This is a genomic window from Bacilliculturomica massiliensis, assembly GCF_900605495.1.
Lineage (GTDB): Bacteria > Bacillota > Clostridia > Peptostreptococcales > Anaerovoracaceae > Bacilliculturomica > Bacilliculturomica massiliensis.
Genome location: NZ_LR027603.1, coordinates 122,281 through 138,602, shown reverse-complemented (window position 1 = coordinate 138,602; position 16,322 = coordinate 122,281). Strand labels below are relative to the sequence as shown.

General features: G+C 52.0%; 16 protein-coding genes and 1 tRNA gene. 4 read left to right on the top strand and 13 right to left on the bottom strand.

Features of this window, described 5'->3' with window-relative positions:
• Positions 1–884 precede the first annotated feature (884 nt).
• The 12 genes from E0E37_RS10330 to E0E37_RS10275 all read right to left on the bottom strand — a co-directional run bounded on the left by E0E37_RS10330 (position 885) and on the right by E0E37_RS10275 (position 10,919).
• Entirely contained in the window at positions 885–1,808 is a 924-nt protein-coding gene (locus E0E37_RS10330; RefSeq protein ID WP_130862975.1) for a DHH family phosphoesterase, read from the bottom strand.
• Positions 1,801–3,732 carry a PEP/pyruvate-binding domain-containing protein gene (locus E0E37_RS10325; protein WP_130862974.1) on the bottom strand — a complete coding sequence of 644 codons (1,932 nt, stop codon included), beginning with the start codon at positions 3,730–3,732 and terminating at the stop codon, positions 1,801–1,803. Before E0E37_RS10325 ends, E0E37_RS10330 begins: the two co-directional genes overlap by 8 nt.
• Positions 3,726–4,307 carry an adenylyltransferase/cytidyltransferase family protein gene (locus E0E37_RS10320; RefSeq protein ID WP_130862973.1) on the bottom strand — a complete coding sequence of 194 codons (582 nt, stop codon included), beginning with the start codon at positions 4,305–4,307 and terminating at the stop codon, positions 3,726–3,728. The genes E0E37_RS10325 and E0E37_RS10320 overlap by 7 nt, the downstream gene beginning before the upstream one ends.
• Positions 4,308–4,326: 19 nt before the next feature.
• Positions 4,327–5,169 carry a hypothetical protein gene (locus E0E37_RS10315; RefSeq protein ID WP_130862972.1) on the bottom strand — a complete coding sequence of 281 codons (843 nt, stop codon included), beginning with the start codon at positions 5,167–5,169 and terminating at the stop codon, positions 4,327–4,329.
• 180 nt (positions 5,170–5,349) lie between these two features.
• Positions 5,350–6,093 carry an ABC transporter permease gene (locus E0E37_RS10310; protein ID WP_130862971.1) on the bottom strand — a complete coding sequence of 248 codons (744 nt, stop codon included), beginning with the start codon at positions 6,091–6,093 and terminating at the stop codon, positions 5,350–5,352.
• Positions 6,080–6,814: an ABC transporter ATP-binding protein gene (locus tag E0E37_RS10305; RefSeq protein ID WP_130862970.1), complete on the bottom strand. Its 735-nt coding sequence runs from the start codon at positions 6,812–6,814 to the stop codon at positions 6,080–6,082. Before E0E37_RS10305 ends, E0E37_RS10310 begins: the two co-directional genes overlap by 14 nt.
• 69 nt (positions 6,815–6,883) lie before the next feature.
• Entirely contained in the window at positions 6,884–7,624 is a 741-nt protein-coding gene (locus E0E37_RS10300) for a MerR family transcriptional regulator (RefSeq protein WP_130862969.1), read from the bottom strand.
• Positions 7,625–7,901: 277 nt separating this feature from the next.
• Positions 7,902–7,977: transfer RNA gene (locus tag E0E37_RS10295), tRNA-Arg, on the bottom strand.
• A gap of 249 nt (positions 7,978–8,226) precedes the next feature.
• A complete protein-coding gene (locus E0E37_RS10290; RefSeq protein ID WP_130862968.1) occupies positions 8,227–8,655 on the bottom strand; it encodes a hypothetical protein in 429 nt (142 codons plus the stop codon).
• On the bottom strand, positions 8,652–8,855 hold the full coding sequence (locus tag E0E37_RS10285; RefSeq protein WP_130862967.1) for a helix-turn-helix transcriptional regulator: 204 nt from the start codon (positions 8,853–8,855) through the stop codon (positions 8,652–8,654). Before E0E37_RS10285 ends, E0E37_RS10290 begins: the two co-directional genes overlap by 4 nt.
• Before the next feature lie 315 nt (positions 8,856–9,170).
• Entirely contained in the window at positions 9,171–10,109 is a 939-nt protein-coding gene (locus E0E37_RS10280) for a DMT family transporter (protein ID WP_130862966.1), read from the bottom strand.
• 165 nt (positions 10,110–10,274) lie between these two features.
• On the bottom strand, positions 10,275–10,919 hold the full coding sequence (locus E0E37_RS10275; protein ID WP_130862965.1) for a CvpA family protein: 645 nt from the start codon (positions 10,917–10,919) through the stop codon (positions 10,275–10,277).
• An 84-nt stretch (positions 10,920–11,003) separates the two neighbouring features.
• Here E0E37_RS10275 and E0E37_RS10270 point away from each other — a divergent pair, with 84 nt between their 5' ends.
• Genes E0E37_RS10270 through E0E37_RS10260 form a run of 3 tightly spaced genes read left to right on the top strand, consistent with a single transcriptional unit; the run spans position 11,004 to position 13,549 of the window.
• The gene (locus E0E37_RS10270) at positions 11,004–12,116 is read left to right on the top strand and encodes a hypothetical protein (protein ID WP_130862964.1); all 1,113 of its coding nucleotides are present in this window, start codon (positions 11,004–11,006) and stop codon (positions 12,114–12,116) included.
• 49 nt (positions 12,117–12,165) lie between these two features.
• Positions 12,166–12,654, top strand: a complete 489-nt coding sequence (gene tadA / locus E0E37_RS10265; RefSeq protein ID WP_207302952.1) for a tRNA adenosine(34) deaminase TadA — start codon at positions 12,166–12,168, stop codon at positions 12,652–12,654.
• Positions 12,655–12,676: 22 nt separating this feature from the next.
• Positions 12,677–13,549, top strand: a complete 873-nt coding sequence (locus tag E0E37_RS10260) for an Ig-like domain-containing protein (RefSeq protein WP_130862963.1) — start codon at positions 12,677–12,679, stop codon at positions 13,547–13,549.
• A 171-nt stretch (positions 13,550–13,720) separates the two neighbouring features.
• Here E0E37_RS10260 and E0E37_RS10255 read toward each other — a convergent pair whose 3' ends face one another.
• Entirely contained in the window at positions 13,721–14,176 is a 456-nt protein-coding gene (locus E0E37_RS10255) for an Lrp/AsnC family transcriptional regulator (protein ID WP_130862962.1), read from the bottom strand.
• 502 nt (positions 14,177–14,678) lie between these two features.
• Between E0E37_RS10255 and E0E37_RS10250 the strand changes: the two genes are divergently transcribed.
• Entirely contained in the window at positions 14,679–16,304 is a 1,626-nt protein-coding gene (locus tag E0E37_RS10250; RefSeq protein ID WP_130862961.1) for a glutamine--tRNA ligase/YqeY domain fusion protein, read from the top strand.
• The last annotated feature ends 18 nt before the right edge of the window (positions 16,305–16,322 follow it).

The following is a 16,322-nucleotide window of genomic DNA, read 5'->3' as shown; positions in this document are numbered from 1 at the left end:
GCCGCATTCAGGAACCTGCAGGGGTGGCGTTATCGCCGGCCGAATCAAAGAATATCCCCTGCCATTGAAAAATAAATGGTGCCGCGGGCCTGAAAAGAGTGATATTATTTTGAATTTTCATTGATTTTTTCTATATGAGAGGGGGTTAAAGAAAGGGCAGGGAAAAAGAGCTTGTGTCAAAAATGAAACAAAGAAAAGATTTTAATGAGAAAATTTCCCGAAAATCGGTAATTTCTGAGAAAAGCCAGGCGTAGTTTCATTTATGGAACATGTTTTATAAATGAAACACACAGAGGGGAGGGCGTGGGCATGGCAGTACGGACAGAGGCGGGCGGGGCCGCGCAGATAGGGGGCGGGGAGGAGGGACCGTTGAACTTCGGAATCACCGGGTCGTGGGATAGCGGGGCCGCAGGGCATTTGCCTGGGGATAGGATGGCGGGGCCGCAGGGAAATTGCGGGGGGATAGGATTAGCCGGGCCGCGGGGGCACTCGGCGAGGGGTTGCCGGCCGCGGGGATCGTTTGGCTGGGAGCTCTCGTCCGGCACCGGAATAGCGAAATAGGTGAAAAGAGCAAAAAAAATTAAAAATCACCGAAAACGGGGTGAAAATACGCGATTATTTTCAAATATTTTCCATAAAATAGGTGAGATCCTTGAAAAACATTGATTCTCACCTATTTGACAGCTCTTTTTCGGTGAAAAGGAGAAAAAAGTCTGGATTTTACCCATTTACGCCTGAGATCATGACTCCACAGGGCGGTGACAGCCCCCGGGGACCGGAGATTCATCAGGGAGCGGCGGCCCGACAGGGAGGGGGATCCTCACGGTACTTCGAGGATCGTCTGGAACCCCAGAGAACCCCAGAGATCCCCAGCCCCCCGGTGATCACCGATTGAGAGCAGGGATAAAATCCGTTTTTCGCAGCAGGATCCTGTCGAAGGTATGACCATAACCGCTTTCGGGAAAGTCCATATGGAAGATCTCGCCGGCAAGCGCGGCTGTCTGCGGATCTGCGCAGATGACGATACTGGTTTTCGTTTTCAGATCCACACCGTTGAACATACAGTACTTCAGTCCCTGCTCCTCTGCGATCTGACGAAGGATGGACGGGATCTCATGAATGGCAATGTGCGCCTGAAGATCATAGATCTCAAGCTGCGAGATCCCTACGTCTGCCCGTTTCGTCTCGAATTTTTTAAAATCTGACAGCAGCGCTGCGTGCAGGCCCTGCTGCAGGACAGCGGCTCTTTTCGCAAACATAGCTGCCACGCTCTTGTCGGGCAGGGGATACAGATCGGTGATCTTCTGAAACATTTTTGCGTCGAAATCCGATGTGGACGGCGCTGAGAAGTTCAGGGTATTCGACAATATGGCAAATCCCAGCATGGTCAGCATATTCTTTTTCAGGCAGCCGCGGTCAAAATACATTTCTGCGACGATGGAAGCCGCCGCGCCGATGGGCCTGTTGTCCACAAAGGCGTTCTCAAATAAATGGTCGTCGCCGCCGGAATGATGGTCGACCACAAGGCGCACCTTGTGAAAGGGAAAGTCCTCAGGCAGCTGGGATCTGTGGTGGGTATCCACCACAACGACGGAAGACGCGTCCTCTGCACAGAACGGGACTGGGGCAAAATCGATCCCTGCATAGTTTAATACAAATGCAGTTTCCTCATTGATATTGCCCAGAAGGACCGGATCATAGCGCTGGTTTTCCGAGACGGTCAGCAGCTCGGCCAGCGCGATGGAACAGGCTGCCCCGTCGGTATCCGGATTTCTGTACGAGATCACGTAATTTCGGGTATTATTCATAAAAAACTCGCTCCTTTCCGGTAAGGCCCGGCGTTTCTGCGTCGATGGTGCATATGCGGCCGGCGGGATATTCGGACGGGCCACAGGGACCTGTTTTTATGGCCGGGATCCCCCGTTCGCGAAGAATGATCGCAAAATGACATAACAAGGAACCGTCTTCAAAGAGAAATCCGATCTGATCGGATCTGTGGTTCTCCAGCAGCGTCAGCAGCGAAATATCAGGGCCTCTGCAGAGGAAGATCGTGGCGGCTCCGGGATCCTGCGCCTGCTGCCTGCCGTCGTGCAGATGCATGTTCAGAGATTCTGAACCGGCCGCCGGCTCCGTCACACGGACCACCGTTCCGCGGATCCGTCCCCTGGATATGATACCATCTGAAATGTCGGAAGCTGCAATATGGACAGTGGATCCGGCGGAACCGGCTCTGGCAAAATCGATCAGATAAGGTTCGATCCCGGCGCCGCCGCTGCTCAAAACGCCGAACTCGATCACCGAGGACTGGTCGGTCAGCAGAGGGGAAAAATATCGGATCAGCCGGGTCAGATCGCTGTCTTTCAGCGTGACGCGGGCATCTGCCCCGGCCCCGCGCCGGCAGTACAGTACATGGCCCTCGATGATTTTGTACCAGGCGTTCTGTTCGGTTTCCCGGCGGGAGACGACCGTGCCTTTCCCGTCAAGAACGTACTGACTGGTGGGAACCACGCCTTTTGTGAGAAAATGGCCCCGGGTGATCTCGATCAGATACCCGTTGCGTATTTTTTGCAGAATGCCGGTGTATAAGGGATCGTAGATCTCCTGTATGATCACCGCTCCCACCCAATACTCCCGGGAGATGAGATCTGCGAAGGCGTCCAGGCACTCCGTCAGGCTCCTGTAATCAGGAAACGAATGGATCTCATAGCCGCCGCAGCCGGGCGTGCCGGCAGAGATATCTCTTTCATCCCCCACAAAGGAGCGGACTACTTTATTTGACAATTTATGAGGATAGATCACCACCGCGCTGAAGCCCCGGCACGCAGGTGACCGATCCGGCGCCGCCGGCGCCGCGCAGTCCGGACGGCTGCTGTTATGGACATACACATAGGCGTCAGAGATCGCGATCTTATTTTTTTCGGCCTGCAGCCGCAGGCAAACTTTGTCGTGAGCCGTCAGCTGCCGCGGCGCCCACAGGCTGTCCCGGCTGACCCGCGAAAGAGACGGAGCTATTTTTGTGATGCTGGTCAGAGGGCGGCACTGGAGATAAAACAGTTCGGTTCCTTTTATGGCCCATTCCACATCCACCGGGAAGTGAAGCTGCTCCTCAAGCCTTTTTACCTCCCGGCAGAGAGTTTCAAGAAGCTCCGGCGAGATAGCGCAGGGGGCCTCAAAGGAAAAATGACCGTCCCTGATCTGTATGGACATATCCTGTCCGGGGCAAGCGCCCGACACCAGCGTTTCTCCCATGCCGCTGACATAAGAGAGCAGCATTTCCGACTTACTGTACGTCAGCGGATTTGATGAGAAAATCACACCGGAGAGATCGGCGTCGATCTTTTGCTGGACGATGACGCCCATTTCAGCGCCGCTTCGCTCAGTGGTCAGATCTGTTATGACACTTCGCATGCGATCCAGAACTCCGGTGAAAGACATGGATCCGATCACCGTTTTGAAATGACCTGCTTTGCTCTCAGAGAAACCATCCTCCACCGTGGACGAGGACCGAACAGCCACAGAATAACGGCCGTTCTCTCCCAGAGCAGCCAGACGCCGGCTGAAGGCGCGAAGAAATTCCTCGTTGTCCAGCTGGCTCGCGTCCCCGCAGGCTTCGATCAATATGCTTTTGGGAATTCTGAGACCATGGCGGACCAAAACAGATAATCCTGCCGCCTTTCCGCCGAAAATCTGATCGGTAATACCTCTGTCTTCAGGAGCCGCTATTTTTAACAATGCGTGTCCTCCTCTCCGTTCACAGCCATCTGCCGCAGCCGTTCATCGATTCCGCGGCCCGTTACATATTGATAAACGAATTTGGGTACGAGATGCTTCCAGGGCTGGCCTGTTATGATACGTCTGCGGACTTCCGCTCCGCTGGCGACTTTTTCCTCATTCGTTCTCTGCCACATTACCTCCACCGAACATCCCAGCCGTTCCAGACACGCTTTTTTCTCTAAACTCCACGCGTCGTACAGCGTCATATAATACTTTGCGTCCCGGGGAACATAATTGAAGAGAAGCTCCGGACAGTTGATCGGAAACGGGACAATATCAAAGCTGTCGACGGAGACGCCATATTCCAGCATGGAGCCCTTTATCATCTCCAGGCGTTCAAAATAGGTCAGCGGATTTGAGATCGCTTCCGAACGATGAGGATTGGCGCTTGAGTATCTGGTCACGGAAGGGTCGGGATTTGATATGCCGATCACTAAATGTCCGCATCTCTCAACGGCGGCGAGGAGATATTCCATATGGCCGATATGGAGCATCTGAAATCTTCCGTGGATCACGCCTGTAGAATCTGTCATCTTTCTCCCTCCCGAGCGATCAAAGCTCCAGTGTTGACAAGTCCTTTGAGTGGTTCCAGATATGGTCGTATAAATATTGGAACGCCATGTACAAGGACCAAAAATGACGTATATTTCCAGTGGAAAGTTCCGGTTCCTCATTTTTAACGATGAGATGCGGCGCGTCCCAGCCGTAGTGAGTGGCCTCATACTCTGAGAATTCGAATTTATATCTGGAAACGGTGACATAGGAATTATCCACAAACTGAAGCCGAAAACTTGGCAGCGAATCATAAAGCCTTACCTTCAGACAGGGATATTTTGAAGCCAGCTCCTTAAATTTTGGATAGGATTCATCGCTCAGCCTGTCCCTTCTCAGGCTCTTTAACTTCTGCCAGCCGTCCCCCCGCGGATTGATCAGCAAAAACTTCACTTCCCCCTGCGCGGCGGATACTTTTTGCAGCATGCGCTCGAACTGAACGAGTACAGGAGGGTCATTGACCCATTTTGAACCGGCCACTCCCATAAAATACAGCGTCTTTTTAATATTGGACGTACATGTAATGGGTGCAAAGAGCGTGTCGGTGAGTTTTTCCGTACAGTTTACCATCCCCAAAAGATCCAGCCGCGCGTGAAGATCCCGGTGAGCTGTGAGATCCTCGTGGGAGACGATATTCATCTCTCTCAATATGTCTTCGATCTCCGCATGCTTTTTTTCTTTGCGGTTAAACCACAGGTAGATCGACAAAAGTACGATAACATTGACCGTAAAAATAGCGAGCATGCCCCAGTTGCCGAGAGCGAACACCTGAGTCAGAACAAAGGTGAGAATACACTCGATGACAGCGGAGAGAAAAATTACAATTAATTCCCTTGGTTTCATAAGACCACCTTCTTTTGTCAGATAGTAACGTTCCGTCTTTTCATAATTATAGCAGTTTTGCAAAATCTGATCTACAATATTTGAAACAATCTGACAATTATTTCAGGAAAAATCGCTGGACAACATGGGAAATAACCCCCTTTCCCGTGGAATAGGGGGTTATGCGAAGATTGAGAAGAGCTACTCCCATTTGAAACATTTAAGGGATATGGAAATACAAAAGAGGGCGATGACAGACATGATGATCAGCGGGATCAGCATGTCATCGGCCGATGATCCCAGAGATGCGGCTTTCAATAACTTTATTCCATGTGTCAGCGGCAAAATATCCGCTATTTTTTGAAGTGATGCCGGCATTACCTCATAGGGCAGCGTGGCCCCTGAAAATATCAGCATAGGAAAATATAAGATGCTTGCCATTACGCCAGCCGCTTTCGTATTGGGGGCTACACCGCCTACCATCATGCCGATACTGAACATGGATACGACCATCAAAAGGTAGCCGCCGAAAAAGACTGGAAGCGTCCCGTGGAATTGACAGCCAAAGAAGAGGACGGCCGCAAAGTATAAAAGCAGGAGAGAGACAACCGCATATAGGGTGTAGATCGTCACCTGCACCAGCAGGATCATTGAGGGGTCAACGGGCGTGACCTGATAACGCTTCAATATGCCTTTGCCCCGGTAGTCTGAAACCACTAAAGGCAGCCCCATAACGCCGCCGGCGCAAATAGAAATCGCGGCCAGCGCGCCGAACGATTGTTCCAAAAAGGTGTGATCCGCCCCCTCATAGGCGGGTCTATCTCCATATAGTATACCGAGAATGACCAGCACCACAAGCGGAAGACAAATTGCAAATATGAACATATCCAGACCCCGCAGTGACAATTTCAGTTCCGTCTTCAGCATTGTTTTAAAAGTTTTCATCGGTCTGTCCCTCCTCGTCCGTATACCAAAGGTAAGCATCCTCGAAGCTGTGGCAAGGGCTGGCCTTGACTGCTTCAGAAATCGTTCCGAGAAACGCGATCTTTCCTTTTTTTAAAATACAGATCTGATCGCATAGAGCTTTGACTTCATCCATGAAATGAGACGTTAAAAAGATAGTCAGGCCTTTTTCCTTTAGGCCGGAAAGGATCTTCCAAACTTCCCGCCGCACTTTAGCGTCAAGCCCGGTGGTCAGTTCGTCCAGAAAAACGACTTTCGGTCCGGGGATGAGCGCGAGGACAATAAACAGCCGCTGCCTTTGTCCACCGGATAGATCCCTGACAAGACTTTTTAGCTTGTGGGCGATCCCGAACCTTGCCAGCAGATCATTGGGATCGGCGGGGTCGCGATAAAGCGACGCGGTAACTTCGCAAAGTTCCGCTACGGTGATCTGGTCTTGATAGTTCGTTTCCTGAAATTGAACGCCCACTTTTTCAAACAGCTTTTTACGATCGGTCAACGGGTTCATTCCCAAAACGGAAATTTTACCGCCGTCAGCTTTTTTCGTTCCCAAAATGCACTCGATGATTGTGCTTTTGCCCGCTCCGTTGGCTCCAAGCAGCCCGAACACAGTGCCGCTTGTTACTGATAAATTGATGTTGTCCGCTGCAAGCAGCCTGCCATAAGATTTTGAAAGCTGCTCCACTCTGACTGCATCCTGCATAGATCCACCTCCTTGTTTTAATACAAAAAGAATACCACCAAAGAAAACCCTGGTGGTAAAGTGGAGAGTCTATGAAAAGGTGATCTTCATCCTTTGCAGCATACAAATCATTTGTCCGGCATTCTCTTCTGCAGCTGTCAAAGAGGTGATGAGCTTATCGCATACCGCAATGATCGTATCATCCGATGGAGTATCCAATGCCGCTTTTATATCCACATTCGGATCTTGTGACAACTGGGAAAGGAGCCCTAAAATTGCCGACAAACTGTAATTCGCACACCGCAGAGAGCGGATAACTTTTAAGATCTGTATATCTTTGGCCGTATACACACGATAACCATTTTGCTTTCGTTTGACGGTCAGTAAACCATTCATTTCCCAATTCCGCAGAGTGTCCATGGAAATGTTAAGGTATTTGGACACCTCTTTCCTTTTGAAAAAGGATCCGTTTTCCTGTACGGCGCCGGATAAAATCTGCTCTGCGATCTCGATTGCTTCCTCTGCGTTGTCGCGTTCTTTCCGAATTTGAGTTCTATATTCTTGTGCCAGCGCCAGCGCCGTGTCAAAATCGCCCGCCGCCGAGCTTTTCACCACCTGGACAATTTTCTTTCGCAGGCCATTTTGCAGCACTTCAACTTGAAAGGCAAGGCGTGCAAGCCTGAATTGCTCGACGTGAAAATCCGTGAATACACGGTAGCCGTTGGGCCGGCGTTCCGGCTTTGGAATAAGCTTTAATTCCTCATATAGCCGGACAGTGTTTGGGTGTATCCCGATCACCGCGGCTATTTCAGCGGTTTTGTATGTGTTCATTGAACATCCCTCCTGCATACAACTATATTACCATAGGCCGAAAGTCTGGTGTTATAGTGTAGGGTCTGCAATGTCAGATATAACAGCATCTTTGGATGAAAAACGTGTACCTTGCGAGTGCAGAGCAGCAAAGCTGTCCGTAAAAAATGCCCGCTAGCCCAAAAAAGGGGCGCCCGGTGCGGACAGGCTTAAAATTCTGTTGTTGCCCGGTTGGAATGTTTGGATGTGAAAACAGACCTGTCTTTTATCTTTCAATAAAAAACAGGTCTGTTTTGCATGGTGCCCCCGAGGCGATTCGAACACCCGACGCACGGTTTAGGAAACCGACGCTCTATCCCCTGAGCTACGGAGGCAGATTTGTGCGATGGCGTCTGCCATCGATCTGAGTGGATAAGATCCACTTTTATATTATAATGCTAAAGGGTATGTTTTCGCAAGCTGTATTTTGGAAATGGGGATCGATTTTCCTTGTGCAGACCGGATATTCCGCCATTCGAAGGGAATGTTTTCCTTCGAATGGCGAAGTGCATATCATACTTTTGAAATGAAGGATTCGGGGTGGAGGGCGGTGCCAGCGCTGAAACATCCATTTTCGGGGCGGTTCAGTCCTCCCGGTCCATTTTGAACCGGTAATACAGCGCATAAAATTGAATGAAGAGGTAGGCGGCCACGAAGGTGAGCAGGATGCTGAGGGAAGCGTTCATCAGTCCGTAGACCAGCATGAGGGCGCCGAAAACATATGTCATCATGTCGAATGCCTTTGCTTTGGACGCGTTCATGTGCTGCACGTTTCTCTCGTCGTTCAGCTCGATATCCAGCTGCTTTGCCATCTCGGGATCCTTCTCCCGGGCCTTTTTGCTGAGCAGATCGCCCAGTCCATGACCAAAGGCGCCGCAGCCTACTCCGATACACAGATAGGGAAAGGTATGGGAGATCCAATAGGGGTCCGTGAAGGCTTTCAGCAGAAAAAAACCCAGTCCGAACAGCGCGATGCCTGCGGCGATTATCACATAACTCTTTGTATGTTTCATTTCAATTCCTCCTCGTAAATAAAAATGTCTTCTATGCTCATCTGAAAAAAACGGGCGATTTTGAAAGCGAGAAGGATAGATGGGTTGTAGCGCCCATTCTCCAGCGAACCGATGGTCTGCCGTGAGACTTCCAAAGCGGCGGCCAGCTCTTCCTGTTTGATCCCCCTGGCTTTTCTGATTTCTTCTAAGCGGTTTTTCACAGCCGTTCTCCTTTCGATGGAAAGTCTGCTTTCCATACTTGAATTATAGCACGCTGCCCTGAAATGTCAAGCAAGCTTTCCATAAAAAATAAAAAGACCAGAGGTAGTTCTGCACGTCGTGGCAACTTTTCGTTGGCCAGTGCGCAGGGTGGGGGTGCGGAGCAGCCAGCCAGAACCGCTGCGCTGGCCGCCGCGGACGCCGTGGGCCGGCGCTTCCAGCCGGCGGGCTGACGACTGATCAAAAACCATAATGAAACAGGAAACGCCCCCACACACAGCTCCGATTTGCTGTGAATGGCGGCGTTTTTCTGTCAGTCATTGATCATTTGAGTCGGCAGGGGCTTTTTTCCGCTCCGGCAGCTGGGCAATGATCACAGCGGCCAGCATGAGGACGCATCCGACGCTTTCCCGGGCCGTCAGGCGTTCGCCCAGGATCAGGAAACCGCCCAGAGCGCTGAAGGCCGCTTCCATGCTGAGGATGAGTGCCGCTACGGTGGGATCTGCGTATTTTTGAGCCACCGCCTGCACGGAGTAAGCAAAGCCTACGGAGACAAATCCCACATAGATCAGTATGGGCGCGCAGTCAAGAATATCGGGCCAGACGGGATGTTCCAGAAGCAGCATGGCGAAAAAGGAGAACACGGCCACGCAGCCCAGCTGAATGACGGAAAACCACAGTGGATCTACCCGTCTCGAATAGTGGGCGATGATCCAGATCTGTCCCGCGTAGAATAGGGTGCTGCCCAGAATGATAAAATCAGAGGGGGCGATGGTGAATCCCTCCTTGATGCACAGGAGGTAGAGACCGGCCAGCCCCAGGATCACCGCCAGCCACACGGCCTTCGGCGGGATCTGGCGGAACAGCAGCCCGATCAGGGGAACGATCACGATATAAAGTGCGGTGATAAAGCCTGTTTTTCCGGCGGAGGTATCTACCAGCGCGACCTGCTGCAGCCCTACGGCGAAGAAGACGGTTAGCCCGCAGAGCAGGCCGCCGGTCCACAGCTCTTTCGTAAAGATGGGAGCTGGAGTCTCCCCGGATTCCCGCATTCGGTCCGCCTCTTTTTTGTGGAACATGCAGACGGCGGGAATGAGCACGGCCACGCCCAGAGAGAAGCGGACGGTGCAGAAGGTAAAGGGCTCGATATAGCTCATGCCCATTCGTTGGGCTACCATGGAGAAGCCCCAGATGAGCGCAATAAGCAGCAGCGCCAGATTAGCGGCGACGCGCTTTTTTTTTATTTTATCTTCCAATTGATTGACCTTCCTGTTCTGACTCTGCCGGCCGGTTCGGGCTTTTGCCTCACCGGCGAGTCTTCTGATCCCGTGTTCGTCGGTGCGTCAAAGTTTTTTCAGAGCGGTCCTGATTGTAATAATAGGGCCGGTGAAAAACCAACTGTAATGGCCGGAGGGGGCCTCCTACAGAAATTCCTTGACCATGATAAACACGGCGTTGTTGTCGTAAAGGCTTTCGGCGATCTTTGACTCGTGCAGGGAATCCAGGAAAAAGGTCCCGGAAGAAAGTTCGGTCACGGGAACGAGAATGGCGAGAAGAATGAATACGACGACGATCCCCTTCACACCGCCGAACACCGCTCCGAAGATCCCGTCAAACCAGCCTGTGATCCCGTCGTTGTCCTTCTTGCTGAACAGAGAGATCAGCAGCCAGAAAATAAATTTGATGGCTGCAATAACGATGAGAAAACCGACGATGTTGAACAGCAGGTCGGTGATGCTGCCTGCCACGGAATCCGCCACCGCGTCGGAAGCGGCCTGAAAGGCCTGGACCAGAATATCCGGGATGCGGCCGAAGGCCGTGCCGGCGCTGTCCGCCGCGGCGTCCCCCGCGCCTGCGGCCAGCTGTTCCGTGATGCTGGTATGCATGGTAGTGTAAAAGTCTGTCTTGTCCTTGAGAAATTCCACGACGGCCGGATACCAGGCGAAACTCAGTACAATGGCCAGCAGCCATCCCACCGTGTGAAGAAACGTGCGCATAAACCCCTGATTATATCCCAATACGGTTGAACCGAGGACGATGACAAGTATTGCAATGTCCATCCACATAGGTCTAACCCCCCTTCTTTTTGCATATATCTATATTACCAATTTATGCGGTGAAAAACAAGGGATTTCAAAGGGGGAGGCCATATGAACTACGGGAGATACAATCGGTCGGTGACGGTTCTTTCCGGTCAGGGGCGGGACTTTGCCGCAGCGGACGGACAGATCGCAGGATATCTAAAGGTAGAAACAGGGAACAACAAGGGCGCCATGCGCTGCAGTGTGGAAAATCTGCGCCCCTATCCAAAGGGCGATTATGTATACAAGCTGATTTTGTTTGGAAACCGGGGGGAGCGCACGATCCATTCAGTGGTGGGGACGGTGCCGGTGGGGCGAAGCGGCAACGGAGAGGGCTATTTCCGCTTCGATCCCAACGATGTGGACGGACGGGGAAACGACTATATGTGTTTCAGCACGGCGGTGGTGGCCGCTGTCTCCATGAAAAACGACAGAGAACCGCTGCATCCTGTTCTGAAGGGAAACACGGGCAATGAACCGGAAGCCCGGCCTCTGGCCGCGTCGGTAAACAGAAGCGGATCGCAGGAGCGGAATGGGACGGACGGCGGGGGACCGCAGGAACGGAACGGGACCGATGAAGGGGGAGGCGAAAAAGACGCCGCCGGCGCCATGCCGGACCGGGCGGAACAGGCGCCGGAAGCCGTACACGGGGAAGAGGGGGAGAAAGAAGAAATAAATGGGTGGAAGACGCCCGAGGCGCTGAAGGATCGGATCCATGAGGAGCGGAAACAAGACGTCAAACCCGGGGGCCGCTGTTTCAACGGCTTTTATAATGAATACATTCTTCACGCCTGCGCCCACACCTGTCAGGTGGCGGAATATTATGAGGAAGTAAAACCTTTCGCGGAGGACCGGACGGGGGCGCGGTGGAAAAAGATCATGAACATTATGAACCTGCCGCTGGTCTCCCCGGGAGCGCATTATTTCGCCAGTCTATATCACCATTACATTTTCGGGGCGCGGCCCGACCAGCGGGGCTACGCGTCCTGCTATTTTTTCGGCATACCGGGCAGGAAGATGGATGCGGAACAGCCGGACGGCGGCCGGTCCGGATTTGTCTTCTGGCAGCCGGTGAAGGGCGCTGAGAACCAGAAGAATCCCTACGGTTACTGGATCGTGGAAATTGACGGACGAACAGGAGATATTCGTGAGGTTACCATTGAAATGGCGGCGGAAGTGTGATAACATAATAAAGCTAGTCTGAATTATTGGGATCAAATGATGGAAATTCATGGATATTAACGAAGGCGAAAAGCGTGCGTCAGAGCATGCGGATTTTATGAAACTTGCTCTTGAGGAAGCGCGGAAAGCGTACGACATGGGGGAGGTCCCTGTAGGGGCGGTCATCGTCAGAGACGGCGAAATTGTGGGAAGGGGACACAATCTCACCCACACGGTCAAGGACCCGACGGCCCACGCGGAGATCATCGCTCTGAGGGATGCGGCGCGGACGCTGGGAGGCTGGCGCCTGCCTGGATGCACGATGTACGTCACCACGGAGCCCTGTTCCATGTGCGCGGGAGCTATTGTTTTGTCCAGAATGCCCAGGCTTTTCATTGGGACGATGGACCCCAAAGCCGGAGCCTGCGGTTCTGTATATAACATCGTCGCGGATAGCCGCCTGAATCACAGAGTGGAGACGGAGACCGGACTGCTCGCAGAGGAGTGCGGACAGTTGATGAAAGAATTTTTCAGATCATTACGGAAGAAAAAACAATAAATTACGGAGGAAGATAAGGATTATGAAGAGACTGGGTGCCGTATTGAGCCTCGCAGTGGTCATCGCCATGCTGGCTTGTCCATTTGCCTACGCAGCCGGACTGTCGGTGGAGCACATTACCCCGAAGGACGGCGAGACGGGAAAGCAGCCGCAGAATATGGCGGTGAAGGTCAGATTCAACGAGAACGTGACCAGCGCGGAGGCGCAGAAGGAAAATGAAAACCGGTTCAAGGTCACGGACCCGGATGGAAAAGCGCAGGAGTACGTGACGATCTACGATGCGGAGAAGTATCCCAACGAGGTCTGGCTGATCCTTCAGAACGATCTGGTTTCCGACACGGAATATAAGATCACGATCGACAAGGGATTCTTGTCCAGCAGCGGCAAAGAGCTGGGCGCCGATTACGTCACCACCTTCTCGACCAGAAACGTAAAGACGGACAACAACATCAGCATGTTCATGACGCTGGGCATGTTCGTCATCATGATATTCGCTTCCACCGCTTCCGCGAAAAAGATGGCGAAGCAGCAGCAAGAGGAAGCCATCGCCAACAAAGAGGAAGCGCTGAACCCCTATAAGATCGCCAAGGAAAAGGGGATCTCCGTGGAGGAAGCCGTAGCCTACATCGAAAAAGAGAAGGCCAGGGCGGAGAAAAAGCGGAAGAAGTCCAGGACCGTCATCGACGACGATGATGAGGACGAGGACGACGAGGATGACCGGAACGACGGCGCGTACCGCGTAAAGGCGAGAAGGCCGATCTCGGCGGTAGGGGCTAAGACTCCGGACAGTATCGTCCGTAAAAACAAGAAAAAGAGAGCCGCCCGCAAAGCGGAAGAAGAACGCCGGCTGGCGGAGATGAGAGCCAGAAGCGCAGGTAAGAAAAAGAAGAAATAAGCGCTGAAAATGCCTGATACCAAAAAGCACTGCAGTGATTCTGCAGTGCTTTTTTATGCCCGGGTCCAGGGCGAAACAGCCCGCCTCTGCGGCGCCCACGTCTCCCGCAAAAAAACGAAACCCCCGCAGCCGAAGCCGCAGGGATCTCTATGAGATGAGAAAAGTCTTTTGTTATTTGTTGGGCGAGGGCGAAACGCTGTACAGGTGCTTCACACTGGAAAGTATAACGTTGGTCTGCGTCCTCTTGATACCGGAGATGCCTTTGATGCGGTTCATGAGATTCTCCAGGGTCGCCGTATTTCTCGTCGTGATCTTCAAAACATAATCGTATTCACCGGTCACATAATGGCATTCCAGGATCTCATCTTCAGCCCGGACGAATTCCAGGAAATCGCTGGTGAGATGAGGGTTTTCCAAACTGATATTCATGATGACGGACAGTTCTTTGTCCAGCGCCTGAGAGTTCAGGATGACCGTGTATTTCTCGATCACATTGGAGCTCTCCAGCTTTTTCAGACGTTCGCTGACAGCGGAGAGGGAAAGGTTGACCTTCTTGCTCAGCTCGGAAATGGAAACCCGTGAATTGGCCTGCAGCACTTCGAGAATTTTCACATCAATAATATCCAAATAATCACCGCCTCTTAATTTTCTTTAAAAACACAAACATATAACACATAAACTCAAACTTTATAGAAATAATACCAAAATAATTTAGATAAATCAAGTTAAAACATTAAAATAATTGTGTTTTTGAGTGTTTTTTTTCGGAATGCCCGCCGAAATATTTCGAAAAGAACAGCGTCTTTTCCTCTCCGGGCAAAAATTTGTCTGGAAGGCCATAAGAGAACGTGATTTTTTTTCCAGACTGTGGCGGCTGCGACGGCGGATGTGATATAATAGCCGCAAAGCGGCTATTATATGGATTCTGTGCGCGGCGGACGCCATGCGCGGATTGTATCACGATGGCCTGCGGCCAGTCGTGATACAATGGCCGCAAAGCGCCTGGGAAACCCGCCGGCGATTTTTAAATATCGGCGGAAAGAACGTGAAAAGGCGTTTACACGGTGCGGAAAAGCTTATAATATAGAAATGATCGAAATTGTGATTTTATATCTAAGGAGGAATATAAATGGCAGAGAATTTTATCCAGAACATCATCGATAAGGATCTGGAGAATCAGGTTTACGGAAATCGCGTTCACACCCGTTTTCCGCCGGAACCAAACGGATACCTGCACATTGGTCACGCCAAGTCCATCTGTCTGAACTTTACCACCGCGCAGAAGTACGGGGGAAAGTGCAACCTGCGCTTTGACGATACCAATCCGGTAAAGGAAGATACGGAATACGTGGAGTCCATCGAGGAGGACGTCAGATGGCTGGGGTTTGAGTGGGACGATCTGTTCTATGCTTCCTCCTATTTTGACAAGATGTACGAGTGCGCCGTAAAGCTGATCGAGAAAGGAAAAGCCTATGTCTGCGATCTGAGCGCGGAGGAGATCAAGGCGCATCGGGGCACCCTGAAGGAGCCGGGGAAGGAAAGTCCCTTCCGCGATCGGACTCCGGAAGAAAATATGGCTCTCTTTGAGGAGATGAAGGCCGGAAAATACAGGGACGGAGAAAAAGTGCTGCGGGCGAAGATCGATATGGCGTCGCCCAACATCAATATGAGAGATCCGGTCATTTATCGGATCGCCCACGCGTCTCATCACAATACGGGGGACAAGTGGTGCATCTATCCCATGTACGATTTTGCGCATCCCATCGAGGATGCTATCGAGGGGATCACGCACTCGATCTGTACGCTGGAATTTGAGGATCACCGTCCGCTCTACGACTGGGTGCTGGCGGAACTGGAGTGGGAGAACCCGCCCAAGCAGATCGAATTTGCCCGGCTGAACCTGACCAATACGGTGATGAGCAAACGCTACCTGAAAAGTTTTGTGGACGACGGAGTGGTGGAAGGCTGGGACGATCCCAGAATGCCCACGGTGGCCGGACTGCGCCGCCGCGGCTATACGCCGGAAGCCATCCGGGATTTCTGCGAGCGGATCGGCGTGGCGAAGGCCAACAGCATGGTGGAGATCTCCCTGCTGGAGCACTGTATCCGGGAAGATCTGAAGGCGAAGGTGGAGAGCCGCATGGTGGTCATGGATCCGCTGAAGGTGGTCATCACCAATTATCCGGAAGATCAGACGGAGGAGATGACCATCGAGAACAACAGGGAAAACGAGAGCCTGGGAGAACGCAGCGTGCCGTTTTCCAGAGAGCTTTATGTGGAGCGGGACGACTTTATGGAAGTGCCGGAAAAGAAATATTTCCGTCTGTTCCCCGGAAACGAGGTCCGTTTTAAGGGCGCTTATTTCCTGACCTGCCAGGAAGCGATCAAGGACGACGCGGGAAATGTGACGGAACTGCGCTGCACCTACGATCCGGAGACCAGAAGCGGCAGCGGTTTTGAGGGAAGAAAGGTCAAGGGCACCATCCACTGGGTGGACGCGAAAACTGCTCAAAAGATCACGGTCCGCACTTACAGCTATCTGATGGTGGAGGATGAAAACGGCGAGAATGTGATGAATCCCCATTCCGTCAGCGTGAAGGAAGCCTGGGCGGAGCCCTCCGTGGCCGGCGCAAAGGCGGGCGAACGATTCCAGTTCTTCCGTCACGGATATTATATTGCAGATGAGAGACTGACTACGGACAGTGAAAAGGTATTTAACCAGATCGTTGACCTGAAGAGCTCCTGGAAGAAGTAGAGGTATATAAAAAGAAAT